Below are 17,592 nucleotides of genomic sequence, written 5' to 3' on the forward strand. Positions count from 1 at the left end.
ATCACCGGGGAGCTCTCGGAAGAACGGTCCCGCGAGGGGCTCAGTAGAACCGAGCGGGTCAGGCCCGTCATAGCCGCAGTGAGAGGGGCTAGGCCGGACGCAGACCGGACTGGCACGCAGGGTGGTACCGCGGCTTACGAGAGTCGTCCCGGCGGATGATGTCCGTGACCCTTGCGAGATGACATGAGCTACCCCCGCACCTCCGCCTTCGGCCCCGCCGCTGATGTTTCGCCGAGCCCGCGCTTTCCCGCGATCGAGCGCGACGTGCTCGCGTTCTGGAAGCAGGACGACACCTTCCGGGCCTCGATCGAGCAGCGCGACGGCGCCGAGGAGTGGGTCTTCTACGACGGTCCCCCGTTTGCCAACGGCCTGCCGCACTATGGGCACCTGCTCACTGGTTATGCGAAGGACCTCTTCCCGCGCTTCCAGACCATGCGCGGCAAGAAGGTCGACCGCGTCTTCGGGTGGGACACGCACGGCCTTCCCGCCGAACTCGAGGCGATGAAGCAGCTCGGCATCACCGAGAAGGCCGAGATCGAGCAGATGGGTATTGCCGCCTTCAACGCGAAGGCGCGTGAGTCGGTGCTGACGTACACCCACGAGTGGGAGGACTACGTCACCCGCCAAGCGCGCTGGGTCGACTTCGAGCGCGGTTACAAGACTCTCGACACGGGATACATGGAGTCCGTCCTCTGGGCGTTCAAGAGCCTCTACGACAAGGGGCTCGCGTACGAGGGCTACCGCGTACTGCCCTACTGCTGGCGCGACGAGACCCCGCTGTCCAGCCACGAGCTGCGCATGGACGACGACGTCTACAAGATGCGTCAAGACCCGTCGGTCACCGTGACCTTCCCGCTGATCGGCGCGAAAGCCGAGGCGCTGGGGCTCACCGCCGTTCGGGCGCTCGCGTGGACGACGACGCCGTGGACCCTGCCGACCAACCTCGCGTTGGCGGTCGGACCCGACATCCGGTACGTCGTGGCTCCCGGCGGCCCGAACGGCGCGGCTGATGTTCACCGCGCGCCCGGTGGGGTCGCGGATGACGCCGTCGAGGCGACCGCGCACGAGTACCTGCTCGCCGAAGACCTGCTCGCCGGTTACGCGAAGGACCTCGGGTACGAGAGCGCCGACGACGCCCGCGCGGCGGTCTCGCGCAGCATCCTGGGGTCGGAACTCGCCGGCGTCTCGTACGACCGGCTTTTCGACTACTACGCGGATGCCGAGACCTGGGGCACCCAGAACGCGTGGCAGATCCTCGTTGACGACTACGTCACGACCAGCGACGGTACCGGCATCGTCCACCAGGCCCCGGCCTACGGCGAAGACGACCAGCGGGTTTCGGAGGCTGCTGGCATCCCGACGATCCTCTCGCTCGACGAGGGGGGCAAGTTCCTGCCGCAGGTGACGGATGTCGCCGGTGAGCTGTGGATGGACGCCAACCGTCCCCTCATCCGCCTGCTGCGCGATGGCGGCCGGTTGCTGCGCGAGGCCAGCTACGAACACTCGTACCCGCACTGCTGGCGCTGCCGGAACCCCCTGATCTACAAGGCAGTCTCGAGCTGGTTCGTGCGGGTGACCGAGATCAAGGACCGCCTGATCGAGCTCAACGAGCAGATCACCTGGGCGCCCGAGAACGTCAAGCACGGGCAGTTCGGCAAGTGGCTCGAGGGTGCACGCGACTGGTCGATCAGCCGCAACCGCTACTGGGGTTCGCCGATCCCGATCTGGAAGAGCGACAACCCCGAGTACCCGCGCGTTGACGCTTACGGATCGCTCGACGAGCTCGAGCGCGACTTCGGCACCCTGCCGCGCAACGAGGCGGGCGCGGTCGACCTGCACCGGCCGTACATCGACGACCTCACACGCCCGAATCCCGACGACCCAACCGGGCAATCGATGATGCGCCGCATCGAGGATGTCTTCGACGTGTGGTTCGACTCGGGATCGATGCCGTACGCGCAGGTGCACTACCCGTTCGAGAACCACGAGTGGTTCGACGAGCACGCCCCCGCCGACTTCATCGTCGAATACATCGGACAAACGCGCGGCTGGTTCTATGTCATGCACGTGCTCTCGGGGGCCCTCTTCGACCGGCCCGCCTTCACCGGCGTATCGTGCCACGGCATCGTGCTCGGGTCCGACGGGCAGAAGATGTCGAAGTCACTGCGTAACTACCCCGACGTCTCGGAAGTGTTCGACCGCGACGGCTCGGATGCCATGCGCTGGTTCCTCATGTCGAGCTCGGTGCTGCGCGGCGGCAACCTGGTCGTCACCGAGGAAGGGATCCGTGCGGGGGTCCGCGAGTTCCTGTTGCCGCTGTGGAACGCGTGGTACTTCTTCGCCACCTACGCCAACGCGGCGACCGGACCCGACGGCGCCGGATACGAGGCCTCCTGGCGGACCGACTCGACCGATGTGCTCGACCGCTACATCCTCGCCCTCCTGGGGGACCTCGTCGCCGGAGTCGCCGCAGACCTCGAGGTGCTCGATTCCACGAGTGCTGCTGAGAAGCTCCGCGACTTCGCCGAGGCGCTCACCAACTGGTACATCCGCCGCTCTCGCGACCGGTTCTGGCTGGGCATCACCGACGATCCACGCTCACGTGAGGCGTTCGACACCCTCTACACCGTGCTCGAGACGCTCACTCGTGTGGCTGCACCGCTGATCCCGCTGGTCGCCGAGCGCGTCTGGCAGGGACTCACCGGCGGGCGCAGTGTGCACCTGCAGGACTGGCCGGATCCGGCATCCTTCGCCCCCGCGACCGACATCCGCACCGCAATGGATGCCGTGCGCGAGGTCTCCAGCGTCGCCAATGCGCTGCGCAAGAAGGAGGGCAAGCGCGTGCGCCTGCCGCTGTCGCGCCTGACCGTCGCAGTCACGGATGCCGCGGCCCTCGGCCAGTTCGAGGGAATCCTGCGCGATGAACTCAACGTCAAGAGTGTCGAACTCGTCGAGCTCACCGAAGGTCTGGCGGAGTCCTACGGCATCAGCCAGCGCCTCGCGGTCAACGCGCGGGCAGCCGGCCCGCGGCTGGGTAAGCAGGTGCAGCACGTCATCGCCGGCGCGAAGGCCGGACTCTGGAGCGAAGCGGACGGCGTGGTCGTCGTCGACGGCATCGCCCTCGAGTCCGGCGAGTACGAGCTCACGCTCGAGGCCGGGGGAGTTGCCGAGGGTACGGCGATCGCGCTGCTCGGCGCTGGCGGGTTCGTCCTGCTCGACACGACCACCACGCCCGAGCTCGAGGCCGAGGGACTCGCGCGTGATGTCATCCGTGCGGTGCAGGACACGCGCAAGGCAGCGGGATTCGAGGTGAGCGACCGCATCCGTCTCGAGGTGGAGTTCGAATCTGAAAGTGACGCCGCCGCAGTGGTCGCTGGTTTCGATGCCGCTGACGTTGCGGGAGAGACGCTAGCTGTGTCCTACGCCATCTATGCACCCGGCGAGCAGACCGTGCTCGAAGACTGGTCGCCCGTCGGCGAGATCGAGCACACGGAGCGCTTTGCAGCGGGTACCTATGCCAACGCCGGCGGATTCCGCGTGATCGTTGGTAGGGCTGGAGGAAACGCATGAACGACCGTGAACGTGCCGACGCCGTCTACGACATCCTGCTGGCCCGCCAGGGAGAGCAGTGGGTTCAGCCGCGCATCGAGCGCACGCAGAGACTGCTGGACTATCTCGACAACCCGCAGCGCACGTACCGGGTTGTGCACGTCACCGGCACGAACGGCAAGACGTCGACGAGCCGCATCATCGAGAGCCTCATCCGCGCTCACGGGCTTCGCACGGGCCTGTTCACCAGCCCGCATCTCGAGCGATTCACCGAGCGCATCCTCATCGATGGGGAGCCGGTGACCGATGGGGCCCTCATTGCAGCTTGGGACGAGATCGCCCCGTTCATCGACCTCGTGGATGCCGAGCTCACGGCATCCGGCGATGCGGAACTCACCTTCTTCGAGCTGTTGACGGTGTTGGCGTTCGTCGTATGCGCCGATGCTCCCGTCGATGTCCTCGTGCTCGAGGTCGGGATGGGCGGGCTCTGGGACTCCACGAACACGGCGGACGGTGACGTCGCCGTGTTCGCGCCGATCGACCTCGATCACGCCGCGCGCCTGGGAGACACGATCGAGCAGATCGCGACGGTCAAGGCGGGCATCATCAAGGAGGGCGCGGCTGTCGTGTCAGCGCGGCAAGCGCCATCAGCTGAGGCTGTGCTGCGCGGACAGGCAGGGAGGCGAGACGCCACGTTCGCGATCGAGGGCGACCAGTTCGCGCTGCAGCAGTCTGCCCTGGCCGTCGGCGGTCAATTGATCTCGGTCCGGGGGCTTGCCGCCGAATACGCCGATCTGTACCTGCCGCTGTACGGCTCGCACCAGGGCTTCAATGCCGCGCTGGCGATCGCCGCCGTTGAGGCGCTGATCGGCGGCGGCCGGCAGCCGATTGTCGCAGACGTGCTGGTGGAAGGTCTGTCCAGCGTCACGTCACCGGGGAGGCTCCAGCTCATCGGCACGGATCCGACGGTTCTCGTCGACGCTGCACACAATCCGCACGGCGCGCGAGCTCTCGCCCAGGCACTCGGCGAATCCTTCGACTTCGACGAGTGGGCACTGGTGATCGGCGTCCTCTCCGATAAGGATGCCGACGGCATCGTGTCGGCGTTGAGCGAGGTCGCGACGGCGTTCTTCGTCACGGCACCCGATTCTGATCGAGCAACGGATGCCGACGTACTGGCCGACCTGCTCGAGGCGCGGGAACTTCCCGTCGCCGTCTTTCCTGAGCTCGAGTCGGCCGCCGAAGCCGCGAGGACCTGGGCGAGTTCTGCGCCGCGCCGCGCTGTCATCATCACCGGGTCGGTCGTGCTCGCAGGTGAAGCGATCACGCTCTCGGCAGACAACGAGTGGAAAGCGGGGGCCGGCGCGTGAGCGCGGACGGGCCTACGGCGTCTCCGCGCCCACGCCGTGCTCGCGGTGCCCGGGAATCCCTGGGATCTGTCGTTCTCGGCTTCGAGTCGATCATTGTGTTTCTCGGCGGCCTCGTCGTGTACGGCCTTCGCGTGCTGCCTGACGGGATCGAGCCGTGGTGGGGCATCATCGGGGGTTCGGTCCTGGCGCTGTTGATGGTCATCACCGCCGGACTGCTGCGTCACTCGTGGGCGATCGCTGCGGGCTGGGCTCTACAGGTCGTCGTACTTCTGGGCGGCTTCCTCGTGCCCGCACTCGTCATCGTCGCGATCATTTTCGGTGGCATGTGGGCGTATGCGACGATCAAGGGGGCATCCCTCGATGCTCGCAACGCCCGACGCGCGGCACCCCCCGAACCCTCGAACGGAGAATAACGATGTCGACCGAAGAGACCCTCGTTCTGGTGAAGCCCGACGGTGTCGCGAGGGGCCTGACCGGCTCGATCCTCGCGCGCATCGAGGCGAAGGGATACGCCCTCGTCGACATCCGCCTGGTAGAACCCGACCGCGACCGACTCGAGAAGCACTACGCCGAGCACGCCGGCAAGGCCTTCTACGAGCCGCTTCTCGAGTTCATGATGTCCGGTCCATCGGTCGCCATCCGTCTTGCCGGCAATCGGGTCATCGAAGGTTTCCGTTCCCTGGCCGGCACGACCGACCCCACGACGGCAGCGCCGGGAACGATTCGCGGCGACTTCGGCCGCGACTGGGGGCTCGCCGTCCAGCAGAACCTCGTCCACGGCTCAGACAGCCCCGAGTCGGCCGCCCGTGAGCTCGGGATCTGGTTCGGCTGAGAACTCTGCAGTGCCTCGGTGTGGCCAGCGTGGTGGTGCTCGCTACCGTGCGACGGTGAACTCCACCTCGGCCGCTGCGCACGACGCGCCCTCGGGGCAGGTCGCGATGTCCCAGTAGTTCGAGATCGACGCTACGGCCTGACCGGGGCGGATCGTCGGTGGGACAGTGATCGAGACCGAGAACGACCCGTCCGGTTCCGGCGTGACTCGCGCTTGCGCCAGGGGAATCGGCTCGCCGAGGGGACGGATGCGCACGGCCAGCTCTGCGCCGTCGGGCAGCGGGCAGGCATCCGTCGTCGAGACTGTCACGATTTTGCCTGGCCGCGGGTTGTCGGGTTCAACGGTCAGCGTCGGCACGCAGGCTCGTGACGGTTCTGCCATACATGCTGTGAGTGGAGCGCCTGCGATCACCAGGAGCGTTGCCGTCGCGGCGATGCGGACGCACCGATTCATGGCGCAACGCTAGACGTGTGGGCCACAACCCGTCCAGGGATTGCAGCGATACTTACAGGCCGAAGATATTGGTCAGCGCGCGCGTCGGCGCTAGCTGCGCGACGATGACGATGATGCCGTAACTAACGATTGTCGCCAGCGGCACCCATCGCATGAGACCTTGCGAGAACCGCAGCACGCCGGGCGATGTGCCGAATGCGCCTGAGCGCATGGCATGCACGGTGACCGCGTAGAACGTCGGAATCGTCACGCTCCAGGTCACCATGCACCACGGGCACAGCGTGCCGAGCACGAACAGGCTCTGGCTGATGAGCCAGATCACGAACCCGAACGCGAACAGCATCCCTGCCCAGAACAGGAGCCAGAACCACCGGGCGAAGCGCGCGCCGGCCAGCAGCGCGGCACCGACGACGATCGGTGCGACCCAGCCGCTGAGCCCCAGGATGGGGTTCGGGAAGCCGAAGACGCTGCCTTGCCAGGACTGCAGGTTCGCAGTGCACTGCACCAGGACGCTGAAGTCGCACGACGCAGTCGCGTTCGGGTCTGCGAGCAGGTGGAACCGCTCGACGGTCAGACTGAAGGCGGCGTACCACCCGACGACGCCGGCGATGATGAGCCAGATGGCGAGGCCGACAGGGCGACGTGCGGATGCGGCGGGCATGGGTCGATTCTGGCATCCGTCTGGTTAGGAGTCGCCTGAAAGCGCGGGTCTTCGAACCAATGGAGTGTTTGTGCGCCGATAGTGCGATAATTGCGGGGACGAGTCCGCGGCCGCGCCGCGCGACATGTCGTCACAGACTTCCGGGCAATGGCTGCCCGTCGCAGCGTGAGCTTCGAGCCTGCTGCACACCGAGTTGATGAGCGACCTTCGGGTCGCGGAGATGTCGTCGGGCGACGCGCGGGTCGCTCGACAAGGAGTACGCCGACATGGGCGATGAGAACGATGTACAGAACACGACCGAAGCCGACACGGAAGGCGTGCGGGACGACCTGATCGAGGCCGCCATCGCCCCCGAGGTAGAGGAGCAGACGGTCACGGAAGAGTCTCCGGTTGAAACGGCGCCCGCTGAGGTCTCCGTGGAGCCGCCCGCAGCCCCGGCTGCCGAGATCGATGATGCTCCACCTGCCGCCGAGCAGATCGACTCCGCCGACGCGCAGGGCGTTGCTGAATCCGAGTCTGTGGAGGAGGGCGTTACGCAGCAGCCCGAGTCCGTCGAACCGGAGAGCACCGACGAGGCCGAGGCGGCCGAGGAGCCGACGGGTCCACCCACCGCTGTGAGTTTGGGGTTGCTGCCCGAGAACTTCGTGTCTGCGGTTTCGACCGCGCTGATGTTCTATGCGCCCGAGGTCGCGCCTCTACCCGCACTGCCGGAGGACGAGCCTGACGACTCGGAGCCCTCCGGATCATCGCGGCGCCGCAACCGTCGTCGTGGTGGGGGAGAGCCTCGCGAGGACAACAGGCCAACCGGTTCGCGCCAGCGTCCTGCCGAGGTGATCACCGAGCCCCAGCGGATCAAGGGGTCGACCCGGCTCGAAGCGAAGAAGCAGCGTCGCCGTGACGGCCGCGAAGCGGGCCGTCGTCGCACCGTCGTCACCGAGGCAGAGTTCCTCGCGCGCCGTGAAGCCGTCGACCGCGTCATGGTGGTGCGATCGAAGAACGGACGCGTGCAGATCGGGGTGCTCGAAGACAACGTGCTCGTGGAGCACTATGTCGCGCGTAGTCAGGATGCCTCACTCATCGGCAACGTCTACCTCGGCCGCGTGCAGAATGTGCTGCCGAGCATGGAAGCCGCGTTCGTCGACATCGGTCGGGGCCGCAATGCGGTGCTCTACTCCGGTGAGGTCGACTGGGACTCTGTCGAGACCGGCAACCAGCCGCGCCGCATCGAGCTTGCGCTGAAGTCCGGTGACAAGGTTCTCGTTCAGGTGACGAAGGATCCGGTCGGACACAAGGGTGCGCGCCTGACGAGTCAGATCTCGCTGCCCGGCCGTTACCTCGTCTACGTGCCCGGCGGCGCGATGAACGGCATCTCACGCAAGCTCCCTGACACCGAGCGTGCGCGGCTCAAGAAGATCCTCAAGGAAGTCCTGCCTGAGTCATCCGGCGTCATCGTGCGCACGGCGGCCGAGGGTGCGACCGAAGATCAGTTGACGCGCGATGTTCAGCGTCTGACCGCGCAGTGGGAACACATCAACCGTCAGGTCGAGACCACCGGTGCTCCGGCGTTGCTGCACTCAGAACCCGACCTGCTGGTGAAGATCGTCCGCGATGTCTTCAACGAAGACTTCTCTCGGATGCTCATCCAGGGTGAAGATGCGCTGCACACCATCTCGCGCTACCTCGAGGGTGTCGCGCCCGATCTGCTCGAGCGCGTCTCGGAGTACGAAGGTGACGCTGATCCGTTCGACGAGTTCCGGATCACGGAGCAGATCGAGAAGGCGCTGGATCGAAAGGTGTGGCTCCCCTCGGGCGGTTCGCTCGTGATCGACCGCACCGAGGCGATGACCGTCATCGACGTCAACACCGGAAAGTTCGTCGGCTCCGGCGGCAACCTCGAAGAGACGGTGACCAAGAACAACCTCGAGGCCGCCGAGGAGATCGTTCGTCAGCTGAGACTGCGCGACATCGGTGGCATCATCGTCGTCGACTTCATCGACATGGTGCTCGAATCGAACCGTGACCTCGTGCTGCGTCGTCTCGTGGAGTGTTTGAGCCGGGATCGGACGAAGCACCAGGTCGCTGAGGTCACATCCCTCGGCCTCGTCCAGATGACGCGAAAGAAGCTCGGCCTCGGCCTGCTGGAGACCTTCAGCGAGCCGTGCGAGGTCTGCGCGGGTCGAGGAGTCATCGTTCATCACGATCCCGTCGTCAAGCACCGCACCGCGGCTTCCGGAAATGGTTCGCCGCGTCGGAGCCGAGGTGCGGCATCCGGGAACGGTTCGTCCTCCTCCTCGTCATCGTCTCAGGCGGGCAACGGCACGCACGTCATCACAGAGGGTGTGAAATCGGCGCTCGCGCAGATCGCGGCATCCACGATTCACGCCCCGGTCGACGCGGCGATTGTTGAAGAAGTCGTTGTGGCGGCGGTGCAGGAAGCGAGTGAACCGGCACCCGAGAAGCCCAAGCGTCGCAAGAAGAAGGCAGAAGCCGAGAAGCCCAAGTCCGAGAAGGAACTGCTCCTCGATTCTGTGCTCAACGCCCTTCCTGAGCCGAAGGCACCGGGCCAGGGGCGGGGTCGACGTCGGGTGACAACCGCCGCGCTGACAGGTACTCCAGTGTCTGCCACGCCGGCCGGGCCAGACGACGAGTCCTGACAGTCGTCGCTAGGCGCCGCGGCGGCGCTCGCGTGCCGTCACGCGCAGCCCTGACGCGATGAGGGCGCGAACGAGGGTGTGGCCGTCGACAGGCCTGGCGCCGGCCGCCACGAGCCTGTCGTGCGCCTCGGCGGGAACGTCATAATGGTCGCGGTCGAAACCGCGCCGGGGGATGTCGTTGCGCTCGGCGAACTCATGAAGCTCGGCGAGGTCACTATCGCTGATCAGGTGCGACCACAACCTGCCGTGCGCCGGCCAGCGCGGGTCGTCGATCAGAATCGTCACGCGCCGATCATAGGCGGTGGTCAGCTCGGGTCGGCCGCGATGCGCGTCGCTTTGCGAGCACGGTACCGCATCAGGTAAAGTATTCCTTTGGTGCGTCGTGTGCCGCGTTCCGGACGGCGGCACGTCAGGGCCTCGGTTCCGCACCACAGCGGTCTTCCTCACGGATGGCCCCTCAGACAGACCGGAGCGCTGTGCTCCCAGAAGAAACAGGTGTGAAGTGGTTTACGCAGTAGTGCGCGCCGGCGGTCGCCAGGAGAAGGTCTCGGTCGGCACGATCGTCGTTCTCGACCGTCTCGCCGCCAAGATCGGCGACAAGGTCGAGCTTCCGGCAGTGCTGCTCGTGGACGGCGACACCGTCACGACCGACGCTGCGAAGCTTTCCAAGGTGAGCGTGACCGCCGAGGTTCTCGGCGAAGAGCGCGGTCCGAAGATCGTCATCCAGAAGTTCAAGAACAAGACCGGCTACAAGAAGCGCCAGGGGCACCGCCAGGACCTCACGCGCGTCAAGGTCACCGGCATCAAGTAAGACCCAGGAAGAGGCGCAGTAATGGCACACAAAAAGGGCGCAAGCTCTACCCGTAACGGTCGTGACTCCAACGCCCAGCGACTGGGCGTGAAGCGTTTCGGCGGCCAGGTCGTGAGCGCGGGCGAGATTCTCGTTCGTCAGCGCGGTACGCACTTCCACCCCGGCGCGAACGTTGGTCGCGGCGGGGACGACACGCTCTTCGCGCTCTCTGCCGGCGCTGTGGAGTTCGGTACCAAGGGTGGCCGCAAGGTCGTCAACGTGGTGGCCGCCGCGGAGTGATCTGCAGCTGACATCAGTATTCGGAAGGGGCGGGCTTCGGCTCGCCCCTTCCCGTCATCCGGCCCCGATAATCATCCGAAGACAGGAGAAAGCGCATGGTCACTTTCGTCGACCGCGTCACCCTGCACCTTCGTGCGGGCAAGGGCGGCAACGGATGCGTGTCGGTACGCCGTGAGAAGTTCAAGCCGCTCGCCGGACCCGACGGCGGTAACGGTGGCCACGGCGGAGACATCGTGCTGGTCGCCGACCCCCAGGTGACGACCCTCCTGTCGTACCACCATTCGCCCCACCGATCCGGCGGCAACGGCGGATTCGGTATGGGCGATAACCGATCGGGCGCTGCTGGCGAATCCGTCGAACTTCCGGTTCCCCTGGGAACCGTCGTGAAAGACCCTTCCGGCGAGGTACTTGTCGATCTCATCGAACCCGGTATGCGTTTTGTGGTGGCGCCGGGCGGTCTCGGCGGTCTTGGCAATGCCTCGCTCGCCTCGCCGAAGCGCAAGGCTCCCGGTTTCGCGCTCCTCGGCACACCCGGCTGGGAAGGCGACGTCGTCCTCGAGCTGAAGACGGTGGCCGATGTTGCACTGGTGGGTTTTCCGTCCGCGGGAAAGTCCAGTCTGATCGCCGCCATCTCTTCAGCACGCCCGAAGATTGCGGATTATCCCTTTACAACCCTCCATCCGAACCTCGGTGTCGTCGAAGCCGGTGACGTGCGCTTCACTGTCGCGGATGTTCCTGGCCTGATTGAAGGGGCCAGCAGTGGCCGCGGGTTGGGGCTGGAGTTCCTCAGGCACGTCGAGCGCTGTACGGCGCTCGTTCACGTCTTGGACTGCGCGACGCTCGATCCGGGCCGCGATCCGCTCACAGATCTCGATGTGATCCTTGCGGAACTCGCCGCCTACCCGGTTCCCGAGGGGCAGCTGCCGTTGCTCGAGCGACCGCAGGTCATCGCTCTGAACAAGGTCGATGTACCCGAGGCTCGGGATCTCGCCGATTTGGTGCGTCCGGAGCTCGAAGCGCGTGGATACCGCGTCTTCGAGATCTCGACGGTGAGCAGGTCCGGCCTGCGCGAACTGAGCTTCGCGCTGGCGTCCATCGTCGCCGAGCATCGGGCCGCGCAGGCCGACACACCGAAGCCCGAACGTGTCGTCATCCGCCCGCGTGGTGCTGAGCAGGATTTCTCGGTTCGCGTCGAGGGTGGCACGTACGGCCCGATCTATCGCATTCTGGGTGCCAAACCCCTTCGATGGGTCCAGCAGACCGACTTCCAGAACGACGAAGCGGTCGGATATCTTGCCGACCGGCTCGAGAAGCTCGGCGTCGAAGACGCGCTGTACCGCCTCGGAGCAACACCGGGCGCGACCGTCGTCATCGGCGGGGACGACGGAGTGATCTTCGACTGGCAGCCGTCGCTGAGCTCGGTGGCAGAGCTGATGACGGCACCGCGCGGCACGGATCCCCGGCTCGACCAGAACTCGCGACGCACGACCGCGCAACGTCGTGAGCGCTACCACGAGCGGATGGATGCGAAGGCCGAGGCGCGAGAGGAACTCGAGGCTGAGCGGCTGGCAGCTCGGAGCGAGGCGGAGGACGACAAGCAGTGACTGTGACCGAGCGCGAAGGTCTCTTCGGCTGCCGACGAGTTGTCGTCAAGGTCGGATCATCGTCGATCAGCGGTGAACATGCCTGGCGCATCGACGCAATCGTCGCGGCGATCGCCGCAGCTCACGAGCGCGGCACCGAAGTCGTTCTCGTCTCTTCGGGAGCTATCGCGACAGCTCTTCCGCTTCTGAAGCTCGACGGCCGCCCGGATGACTTGGCGACCCAGCAGGCGTCGGCCGCGGTGGGTCAGAACGTACTCATGTGGCGGTATCAGACGAGCCTCGACAGATTCGGCATCCTTGCCGGGCAGGTCTTGCTCACTGCCGGCGATCTCGAGAACGCGACGCACCGCTCGAACGCCCGGCGAGCCATGGAGCGACTGCTGGGACTTCGGATCCTTCCGATCGTCAACGAGAACGACACTGTCGCGACGCACGAGATCCGTTTCGGTGACAACGACCGACTTGCTGCGCTGGTGGCCCAACTCGTCGGCGCTGACGCCCTGGTGCTGCTCAGCGACATCGAAGCGCTCTACACGCGGCCGCCGGACGAGCCTGGCGCCACCCCCATTGATCGCGTGGAGCCCGGCGATGACCTGCACGGCTTCCAGTTCGGGTCCGTGGTCGTCAACAGCGTCGGGACCGGGGGCGCTGCAACGAAGGTCTCCGCGGCGCGGCTGGCCGCGGGTGCCGGGGTTGGCGTTCTCGTCACCAGCGCCGACCGTGTTGACGAGGCTCTGCGCGGCGAGAACATCGGCACCTGGTTTGCGCCCAATCCGCACCCGGTGGCGTCGGCTCTCACCGGGCCCATCGCTGTCGATCGGTAGGCTGGCAGTCATGTCAACCACGCTGATGTCACCGACGGATGCCGTCACCGGCGCTCGGGAACGGATGCAACACGCCAAGAGCGCTGCGCGCACGGTGGGCCTGCTCTCTGCGCAGCGCAAGAGCGACGTGCTGCACGCCGTTGCTGCGCGCCTGGAAGCCGACACTGATCTGATCATCGATGCGAACACGGCAGATCTGGACCGGGGTCGTGAAACCGGGATTTCCGAGGCACTCCAGGATCGGCTCAGGCTGGATGCCGCCCGGGTCGCGGCACTTGCGGCAGCGGTGCGGGATGTCGCTGAGCTGCCGGATCCTGTCGGTCGGGTCCTGGAGGAGCGTCGGCTCGATAACGGCCTGTCGCTGACCAAGGTGACGGTGCCCTTCGGCGTGGTCGGATCCATCTACGAAGCACGCCCGAACGTGACAGTCGACATCGCTGCACTGGCGCTGCGCTCCGGCAATGCCGTGGTCTTGCGCGGTGGCTCCGCCGCCGAGAACAGCAACCGGGCACTCATCGCGAGCATGCGGGCGGCGCTCGAGAGTGTCGGCGTGGACGCGGAGGCGATCCAGACCGTGGATGACTTCGGGCGTGATGGCGCACGGGCGATGATGCAGGCTCGTGGTCTGATCGATGTGCTCGTGCCGCGGGGGAGCGCCCAACTCATTGAGACGGTTGTCACCGAATCGACCGTGCCCGTCATCGAGACGGGAGCCGGTCTCGTTCACATCGTTCTCGATGAGAGCGCGCGGGCTGACTGGGCGTTGGATATCGTCGTCAACGCCAAGGCGCAACGTCCGAGCGTCTGCAACGCCGTCGAGACGGTGCTTGTTCACCGTGGTGCCGCTGACCGCCTCGTCCCGGATCTGGTCGGTGCACTCCAGGCCGCTGGTGTGACCGTGCATGGTGACGCCGACGTGTCGGCTCGCGCCGAGGGCGTCATCCCGGCCACACCGGAGGACTGGGCAACCGAGTATTTGAGCCTCGATGTCGCCATCCGTGTCGTCGACGATCTGGATGCCGCGCTCGAGCACATCCGGACGTACTCGTCGCAGCACACCGAATCGATCATCACCGAGGATCCAGCCGCGGCTGAGCGATTTCTCGCGGAGGTGGACTCTGCGGTGGTCATGGTCAACTCATCGACGCGCTTCACGGACGGAGGCGAGTTCGGCTTCGGCGCCGAGGTCGGGATCTCGACGCAGAAGCTCCACGCCCGGGGGCCCATGGGGCTTCCCGAGCTCACCAGCTCGAAGTGGCTCGTGCGCGGTGCCGGTCAGGTACGCGGCTGAGAGCTAAGCTGGGTAGGCGCACTTGTCGCCGCAGCCACGAACGGAGTTTCAATGACCCTCGTCTCGCTTCTCGCCTTCGCCGCAGAAGAGTCGGAGCACCACGGAAACGTGGCATTGGAGACCGTCATCTTCGGGATCATCGCCCTTGCCGTCTTCGGACTTCTGGCGCTCGTGACTGCGTCATACCGCAACGTCGCCAACCGCCACGCACACAAGGCAGAGGCGTACGCGAAGACCCACGCGGCTGAGCTGCAGCGATCGGGGCACGGCCACTAGGCATCCGATGTCGGCAGCACGAGCACGCCGAATCGGGGTGATGGGCGGGACGTTCGATCCCATCCATCACGGGCACCTCGTCGCGGCAAGCGAAGTTGCCGACTCCTTCGGGCTGGACGAGGTCGTCTTCGTTCCCACAGGACAGCCGTGGCAGAAGAGCAAGGTCACGGAATCTGAGCACCGCTATCTCATGACGGTGATCGCGACGGCATCCAATCCCAGCTTTTCTGTGAGTCGTGTGGATATCGATCGTGACGGTCCCACCTACACGATGGACACCCTGCGGGATCTGCAGCGCCTCAATCCCGACGCGGATTTGTACTTCATCACCGGCGCGGATGCGATCGCTCAGATCCTCAGCTGGAGAAATCATGATGAACTGTGGGAGTTGGCGCATTTTGTCGCCGTCTCTCGACCCGGGCACGTTCTCAACACCGACGGGCTTCCCGTCGAGGACGTAAGCCAACTGGAGATCCCCGCGCTGGCGATCTCGTCGACGGACTGTCGGGAACGGGTTCGTGGGGGACACCCCGTGTGGTACCTGGTTCCTGACGGAGTCGTCCAATACATTGCGAAGCACCATCTGTATCGGAGCAACGAATGACGAATGAGCAGCAACCGAACCAGCCGTTGACGCGTCGGCAGCTTCGGGAGCTCCGCAGCACCGGTGCAACCCCGATCCTGACGCCCGAGGGCACGCCGGTCATGCCGCCGGCGCTGGAGGGGACGCCGGCTGCGAACGAGGCCAAGGCACAGGACGACGCCGACGATCGTCAGGATGTCGAGCAGGCGCCGGATTCCGCGAGCGACCAGGCACCCGAAGCAGGCGTGACAAGCGACGCTGCCCAGCCTGCAGCGCCGGCTGACTCGCCGAGCGAGCTCGAGCCCACCGGCGCTGAGGTATCTTCAGCGGCTGCGGAGCTTCCGGCTTCGAGTCCGACCGGAACGACGGATGCTGCGGACGGGGCGCCGCTGACGCGCAGACGTGTGCGGGAGCGCACCGGAAACACGGATGCCCTGGCCGTGAGCGGTACTGACGGTGATCACAGGGTGCCCTTTGTTTCGGCTCCGCCGCCATCGCCGGAGGAGCATCCCATCTCGCAAGCCGCTGCCGGACTCGCGTCTGATGAACCTGTGGAGCGCGGCACGGTGAGTCCGCAGCTTGGCTCTGCCCTCCTTGCGGGCATGGCGACCGAGCCCGACCCGCGCCCGAGTTTTGACCAGCTCATCTCCCGGCCGAGCGCGGGTTCGACCGGCACCGGTAGCGCGCTGATCATGACAGATTCCCCCCCACAAGGCATCACGGCGCCGGTGAACGCGACTGGAGAGGTGCTTGTCACCGGCAGCCTGGCCCTTCCCGACCTGTTTGCGACGACCGGTCAGATGCCCGGCGCATCCGAGGGGCTCGATATCGACGCAACGTATGCTGACGGAGAGCTCCCGCAGCACTCATCGCCGACGCCGATTGCTGCCAGTGCGGCGGTCAGCACCGTCAAGACGACAGCCGAGATCATCAAGCCCCCCGCGCCCGAGAAGGGGTCGCGGCTCATGCTCACTCTCGCCATCACCGCGGGCGTGCTCGCGCTGGCTCTGGTCGGCGTGCTGATTCTCGCCTTCGCGACAGGCGTGTTCTCGTGACGCGCCGCCCGCGTTGGTCGCGTCTCGCGAGTACGGGAGCGCGCGCGTGACGGCTACGGATGTATCGAAGCAGATGCTTGCGATTGCGGCTGCCGCGGCGGAGGCCACGGGTGCCGAAGATCTCGTCGCGCTGGATGTCTCGGAGCCGCTCCCTCTCGTCGACATCTTCCTGCTCGCCACGGGGCGCAGCGAACGGAATGTCGCGGCGATTGCTGACGAGATCGAAGAGAAGCTGCTCGAGGCCGGGCACAAGCGTCTTCGTCGCGAGGGTCGCCAGGAGTCCCGGTGGGTTCTTCTGGATTTCGGCGATCTGGTCGTGCACGTGTTCCACGAGCAGGAGCGGGCGTTCTACGGCCTGGAACGGCTCTGGAAGGACTGCCCGGTTGTGCCCATCGATCGCCCCGCGCGGGCGGTAAGGGACTGAGGACGGATGCTGCACCGGTTCGGCTGCTGCCCGCCGATGTAGTAATCTGTTCTAGTTGCCTCTCGGGGCGACATCCGGGCCTGTGGCGCAGCTGGTAGCGCACCTGCATGGCATGCAGGGGGTCAGGGGTTCGAGTCCCCTCAGGTCCACCAAATGAAGAGGGGCGCCCCATGTGGGCGCCCTTCTTCATTCCTGCGGAGAGGTCGACGCGTCCGCGCTAGAACCAGGTGAAGGGGACGATCACAGTCAGTCCGAGGGCAAGCAGGAAGATTCCGCTGCTCACGCCGATGAGAATCCACTGAGCGCGGCGGTTCCGGATCACGGCAGCGATACCGAGAAGGAAGAGCGCGATTGCCATCAACACGGTGTTCAGCGTCAGTCGATCACTGTACTGATTAGCCTCGTCACCCTGGGCGAGCAGGGCCTCAGCCTCGGCGTCCGCGTCCGACCAAGCGCCGAACAGTGCGTCCTGGTAGTCCTCTGAACCCTGCGGATCGGTGTACGTGCTCGGGTCGGCCTCGTTCTCGGCCTGGGCCCACGCGATGGCGGCGTCGAGATCCTCCGAGACGCTCGTGAAGTACAACTGGTCGTACTTCTCGGATGCCGCAGCCGCGACGTCCGGGTCGGCGCCATCCATCTCGATCTGATACTCCGAGAGGCGCGTCAGGGTCTCGGCATCCTGCATGTACTGCTGATTTGCCTCCAGGTAGATGGACTCCGCCTCGGTCTGGGCCGCCCCACCGCGAGAGTACGCGGCTGCCTGCTGACCGCCGTAGAGAGCGGCCTCGAAGGAGACGTACGCGGTGGCGACAGAAACCACGCCAAGGAGGATGACGATGAGCAGCTGCAGGTCCTCAAAGAATGAGCGTCGGCGCGACGATACTGCGTCGGGAGATTCGGGCATGAGCGAGATCGTACTGCCTCGC

The 17,592-nt window shown here is 66.0% G+C and carries 18 protein-coding genes and 1 tRNA gene; 15 read left to right on the top strand and 4 right to left on the bottom strand.

Annotated features, from left to right (window positions below; genetic code table 11):
* The first annotated feature begins 183 nt into the window (after positions 1 to 183).
* Genes ileS through ndk form a run of 4 tightly spaced genes read left to right on the top strand, consistent with a single transcriptional unit; the run spans position 184 to position 5,751 of the window.
* On the top strand, positions 184 to 3,570 hold the full coding sequence (gene ileS, locus BGO47_RS05445) for an isoleucine--tRNA ligase (RefSeq protein ID WP_292709307.1): 3,387 nt from the start codon (positions 184 to 186) through the stop codon (positions 3,568 to 3,570).
* Positions 3,567 to 4,919 (top strand): folylpolyglutamate synthase/dihydrofolate synthase family protein, encoded by a 1,353-nt coding sequence (locus tag BGO47_RS05450; protein ID WP_292709309.1) that lies wholly within the window; start codon positions 3,567 to 3,569, stop codon positions 4,917 to 4,919. The genes ileS and BGO47_RS05450 overlap by 4 nt, the downstream gene beginning before the upstream one ends.
* On the top strand, positions 4,916 to 5,332 hold the full coding sequence (locus BGO47_RS05455; RefSeq protein WP_366246875.1) for a DUF4233 domain-containing protein: 417 nt from the start codon (positions 4,916 to 4,918) through the stop codon (positions 5,330 to 5,332). The genes BGO47_RS05450 and BGO47_RS05455 overlap by 4 nt, the downstream gene beginning before the upstream one ends.
* Before the next feature lie 2 nt (positions 5,333 to 5,334).
* On the top strand, positions 5,335 to 5,751 hold the full coding sequence (gene ndk / locus BGO47_RS05460; RefSeq protein WP_292709311.1) for a nucleoside-diphosphate kinase: 417 nt from the start codon (positions 5,335 to 5,337) through the stop codon (positions 5,749 to 5,751).
* A 42-nt stretch (positions 5,752 to 5,793) separates the two neighbouring features.
* On the opposite strand, the gene BGO47_RS05465 is transcribed toward ndk, so the two are convergent.
* Together BGO47_RS05465 and BGO47_RS05470 are read right to left on the bottom strand one after the other, a co-directional pair.
* Positions 5,794 to 6,204 carry a hypothetical protein gene (locus tag BGO47_RS05465; RefSeq protein WP_292709313.1) on the bottom strand — a complete coding sequence of 137 codons (411 nt, stop codon included), beginning with the start codon at positions 6,202 to 6,204 and terminating at the stop codon, positions 5,794 to 5,796.
* Between the two features lie 52 nt (positions 6,205 to 6,256).
* Positions 6,257 to 6,865 (bottom strand): vitamin K epoxide reductase family protein, encoded by a 609-nt coding sequence (locus tag BGO47_RS05470; protein ID WP_292709315.1) that lies wholly within the window; start codon positions 6,863 to 6,865, stop codon positions 6,257 to 6,259.
* 266 nt (positions 6,866 to 7,131) lie between these two features.
* Here BGO47_RS05470 and BGO47_RS05475 point away from each other — a divergent pair, with 266 nt between their 5' ends.
* Entirely contained in the window at positions 7,132 to 9,519 is a 2,388-nt protein-coding gene (locus tag BGO47_RS05475) for an Rne/Rng family ribonuclease (RefSeq protein ID WP_292709317.1), read from the top strand.
* A gap of 9 nt (positions 9,520 to 9,528) precedes the next feature.
* On the opposite strand, the gene BGO47_RS05480 is transcribed toward BGO47_RS05475, so the two are convergent.
* Positions 9,529 to 9,804: a DUF4031 domain-containing protein gene (locus BGO47_RS05480; RefSeq protein WP_292709319.1), complete on the bottom strand. Its 276-nt coding sequence runs from the start codon at positions 9,802 to 9,804 to the stop codon at positions 9,529 to 9,531.
* A 217-nt stretch (positions 9,805 to 10,021) separates the two neighbouring features.
* Between BGO47_RS05480 and rplU the strand changes: the two genes are divergently transcribed.
* The 10 genes from rplU to BGO47_RS05530 all read left to right on the top strand — a co-directional run bounded on the left by rplU (position 10,022) and on the right by BGO47_RS05530 (position 16,818).
* The gene (gene rplU, locus BGO47_RS05485) at positions 10,022 to 10,330 is read left to right on the top strand and encodes a 50S ribosomal protein L21 (RefSeq protein ID WP_292709321.1); all 309 of its coding nucleotides are present in this window, start codon (positions 10,022 to 10,024) and stop codon (positions 10,328 to 10,330) included.
* 21 nt (positions 10,331 to 10,351) lie between these two features.
* A complete protein-coding gene (rpmA, locus tag BGO47_RS05490) occupies positions 10,352 to 10,609 on the top strand; it encodes a 50S ribosomal protein L27 (RefSeq protein WP_292709323.1) in 258 nt (85 codons plus the stop codon).
* 95 nt (positions 10,610 to 10,704) lie between these two features.
* Positions 10,705 to 12,213, top strand: a complete 1,509-nt coding sequence (obgE, locus tag BGO47_RS05495; protein ID WP_292709325.1) for a GTPase ObgE — start codon at positions 10,705 to 10,707, stop codon at positions 12,211 to 12,213.
* Positions 12,210 to 13,037: a glutamate 5-kinase gene (proB, locus tag BGO47_RS05500; RefSeq protein ID WP_292709327.1), complete on the top strand. Its 828-nt coding sequence runs from the start codon at positions 12,210 to 12,212 to the stop codon at positions 13,035 to 13,037. Before obgE ends, proB begins: the two co-directional genes overlap by 4 nt.
* A gap of 10 nt (positions 13,038 to 13,047) precedes the next feature.
* Positions 13,048 to 14,328, top strand: a complete 1,281-nt coding sequence (locus BGO47_RS05505; protein ID WP_292709329.1) for a glutamate-5-semialdehyde dehydrogenase — start codon at positions 13,048 to 13,050, stop codon at positions 14,326 to 14,328.
* Positions 14,329 to 14,379: 51 nt separating this feature from the next.
* The gene (locus BGO47_RS05510; RefSeq protein WP_228178960.1) at positions 14,380 to 14,604 is read left to right on the top strand and encodes a hypothetical protein; all 225 of its coding nucleotides are present in this window, start codon (positions 14,380 to 14,382) and stop codon (positions 14,602 to 14,604) included.
* A gap of 7 nt (positions 14,605 to 14,611) precedes the next feature.
* A complete protein-coding gene (nadD, locus tag BGO47_RS05515; RefSeq protein ID WP_292709333.1) occupies positions 14,612 to 15,208 on the top strand; it encodes a nicotinate-nucleotide adenylyltransferase in 597 nt (198 codons plus the stop codon).
* Positions 15,205 to 16,242, top strand: coding sequence for a hypothetical protein (locus BGO47_RS05520; RefSeq protein ID WP_292709335.1), 1,038 nt, complete (start codon positions 15,205 to 15,207; stop codon positions 16,240 to 16,242). The genes nadD and BGO47_RS05520 overlap by 4 nt, the downstream gene beginning before the upstream one ends.
* A 46-nt stretch (positions 16,243 to 16,288) precedes the next feature.
* On the top strand, positions 16,289 to 16,666 hold the full coding sequence (gene rsfS, locus BGO47_RS05525; RefSeq protein WP_292709337.1) for a ribosome silencing factor: 378 nt from the start codon (positions 16,289 to 16,291) through the stop codon (positions 16,664 to 16,666).
* Between the two features lie 76 nt (positions 16,667 to 16,742).
* Positions 16,743 to 16,818 (top strand) — tRNA-Ala (locus BGO47_RS05530).
* Between the two features lie 65 nt (positions 16,819 to 16,883).
* On the opposite strand, the gene BGO47_RS05535 is transcribed toward BGO47_RS05530, so the two are convergent.
* Positions 16,884 to 17,570, bottom strand: a complete 687-nt coding sequence (locus BGO47_RS05535) for a hypothetical protein (RefSeq protein ID WP_292709339.1) — start codon at positions 17,568 to 17,570, stop codon at positions 16,884 to 16,886.
* Positions 17,571 to 17,592: the final 22 nt, after the last annotated feature.

This window comes from Microbacterium sp. 67-17 (assembly GCF_001898325.1).
In the GTDB taxonomy this organism is placed as follows: Bacteria; Actinomycetota; Actinomycetes; order Actinomycetales; family Microbacteriaceae; genus Microbacterium; species Microbacterium schleiferi.

Coding starts and splice junctions, on each gene's coding strand:
- BGO47_RS05470 (WP_292709315.1), bottom strand. CDS start 6,865: ATGCCCGCCGCATCCGCACGTCGCCCTGTCGGCCTCGCCATCTGGCTC.
- ileS (WP_292709307.1), top strand. CDS start 184: ATGAGCTACCCCCGCACCTCCGCCTTCGGCCCCGCCGCTGATGTTTCG.
- rpmA (WP_292709323.1), top strand. CDS start 10,352: ATGGCACACAAAAAGGGCGCAAGCTCTACCCGTAACGGTCGTGACTCC.
- BGO47_RS05465 (WP_292709313.1), bottom strand. CDS start 6,204: ATGAATCGGTGCGTCCGCATCGCCGCGACGGCAACGCTCCTGGTGATC.
- ndk (WP_292709311.1), top strand. CDS start 5,335: ATGTCGACCGAAGAGACCCTCGTTCTGGTGAAGCCCGACGGTGTCGCG.
- BGO47_RS05520 (WP_292709335.1), top strand. CDS start 15,205: ATGACGAATGAGCAGCAACCGAACCAGCCGTTGACGCGTCGGCAGCTT.
- BGO47_RS05510 (WP_228178960.1), top strand. CDS start 14,380: ATGACCCTCGTCTCGCTTCTCGCCTTCGCCGCAGAAGAGTCGGAGCAC.
- BGO47_RS05475 (WP_292709317.1), top strand. CDS start 7,132: ATGGGCGATGAGAACGATGTACAGAACACGACCGAAGCCGACACGGAA.
- BGO47_RS05535 (WP_292709339.1), bottom strand. CDS start 17,570: ATGCCCGAATCTCCCGACGCAGTATCGTCGCGCCGACGCTCATTCTTT.
- BGO47_RS05450 (WP_292709309.1), top strand. CDS start 3,567: ATGAACGACCGTGAACGTGCCGACGCCGTCTACGACATCCTGCTGGCC.
- obgE (WP_292709325.1), top strand. CDS start 10,705: ATGGTCACTTTCGTCGACCGCGTCACCCTGCACCTTCGTGCGGGCAAG.
- BGO47_RS05505 (WP_292709329.1), top strand. CDS start 13,048: ATGTCAACCACGCTGATGTCACCGACGGATGCCGTCACCGGCGCTCGG.
- nadD (WP_292709333.1), top strand. CDS start 14,612: ATGTCGGCAGCACGAGCACGCCGAATCGGGGTGATGGGCGGGACGTTC.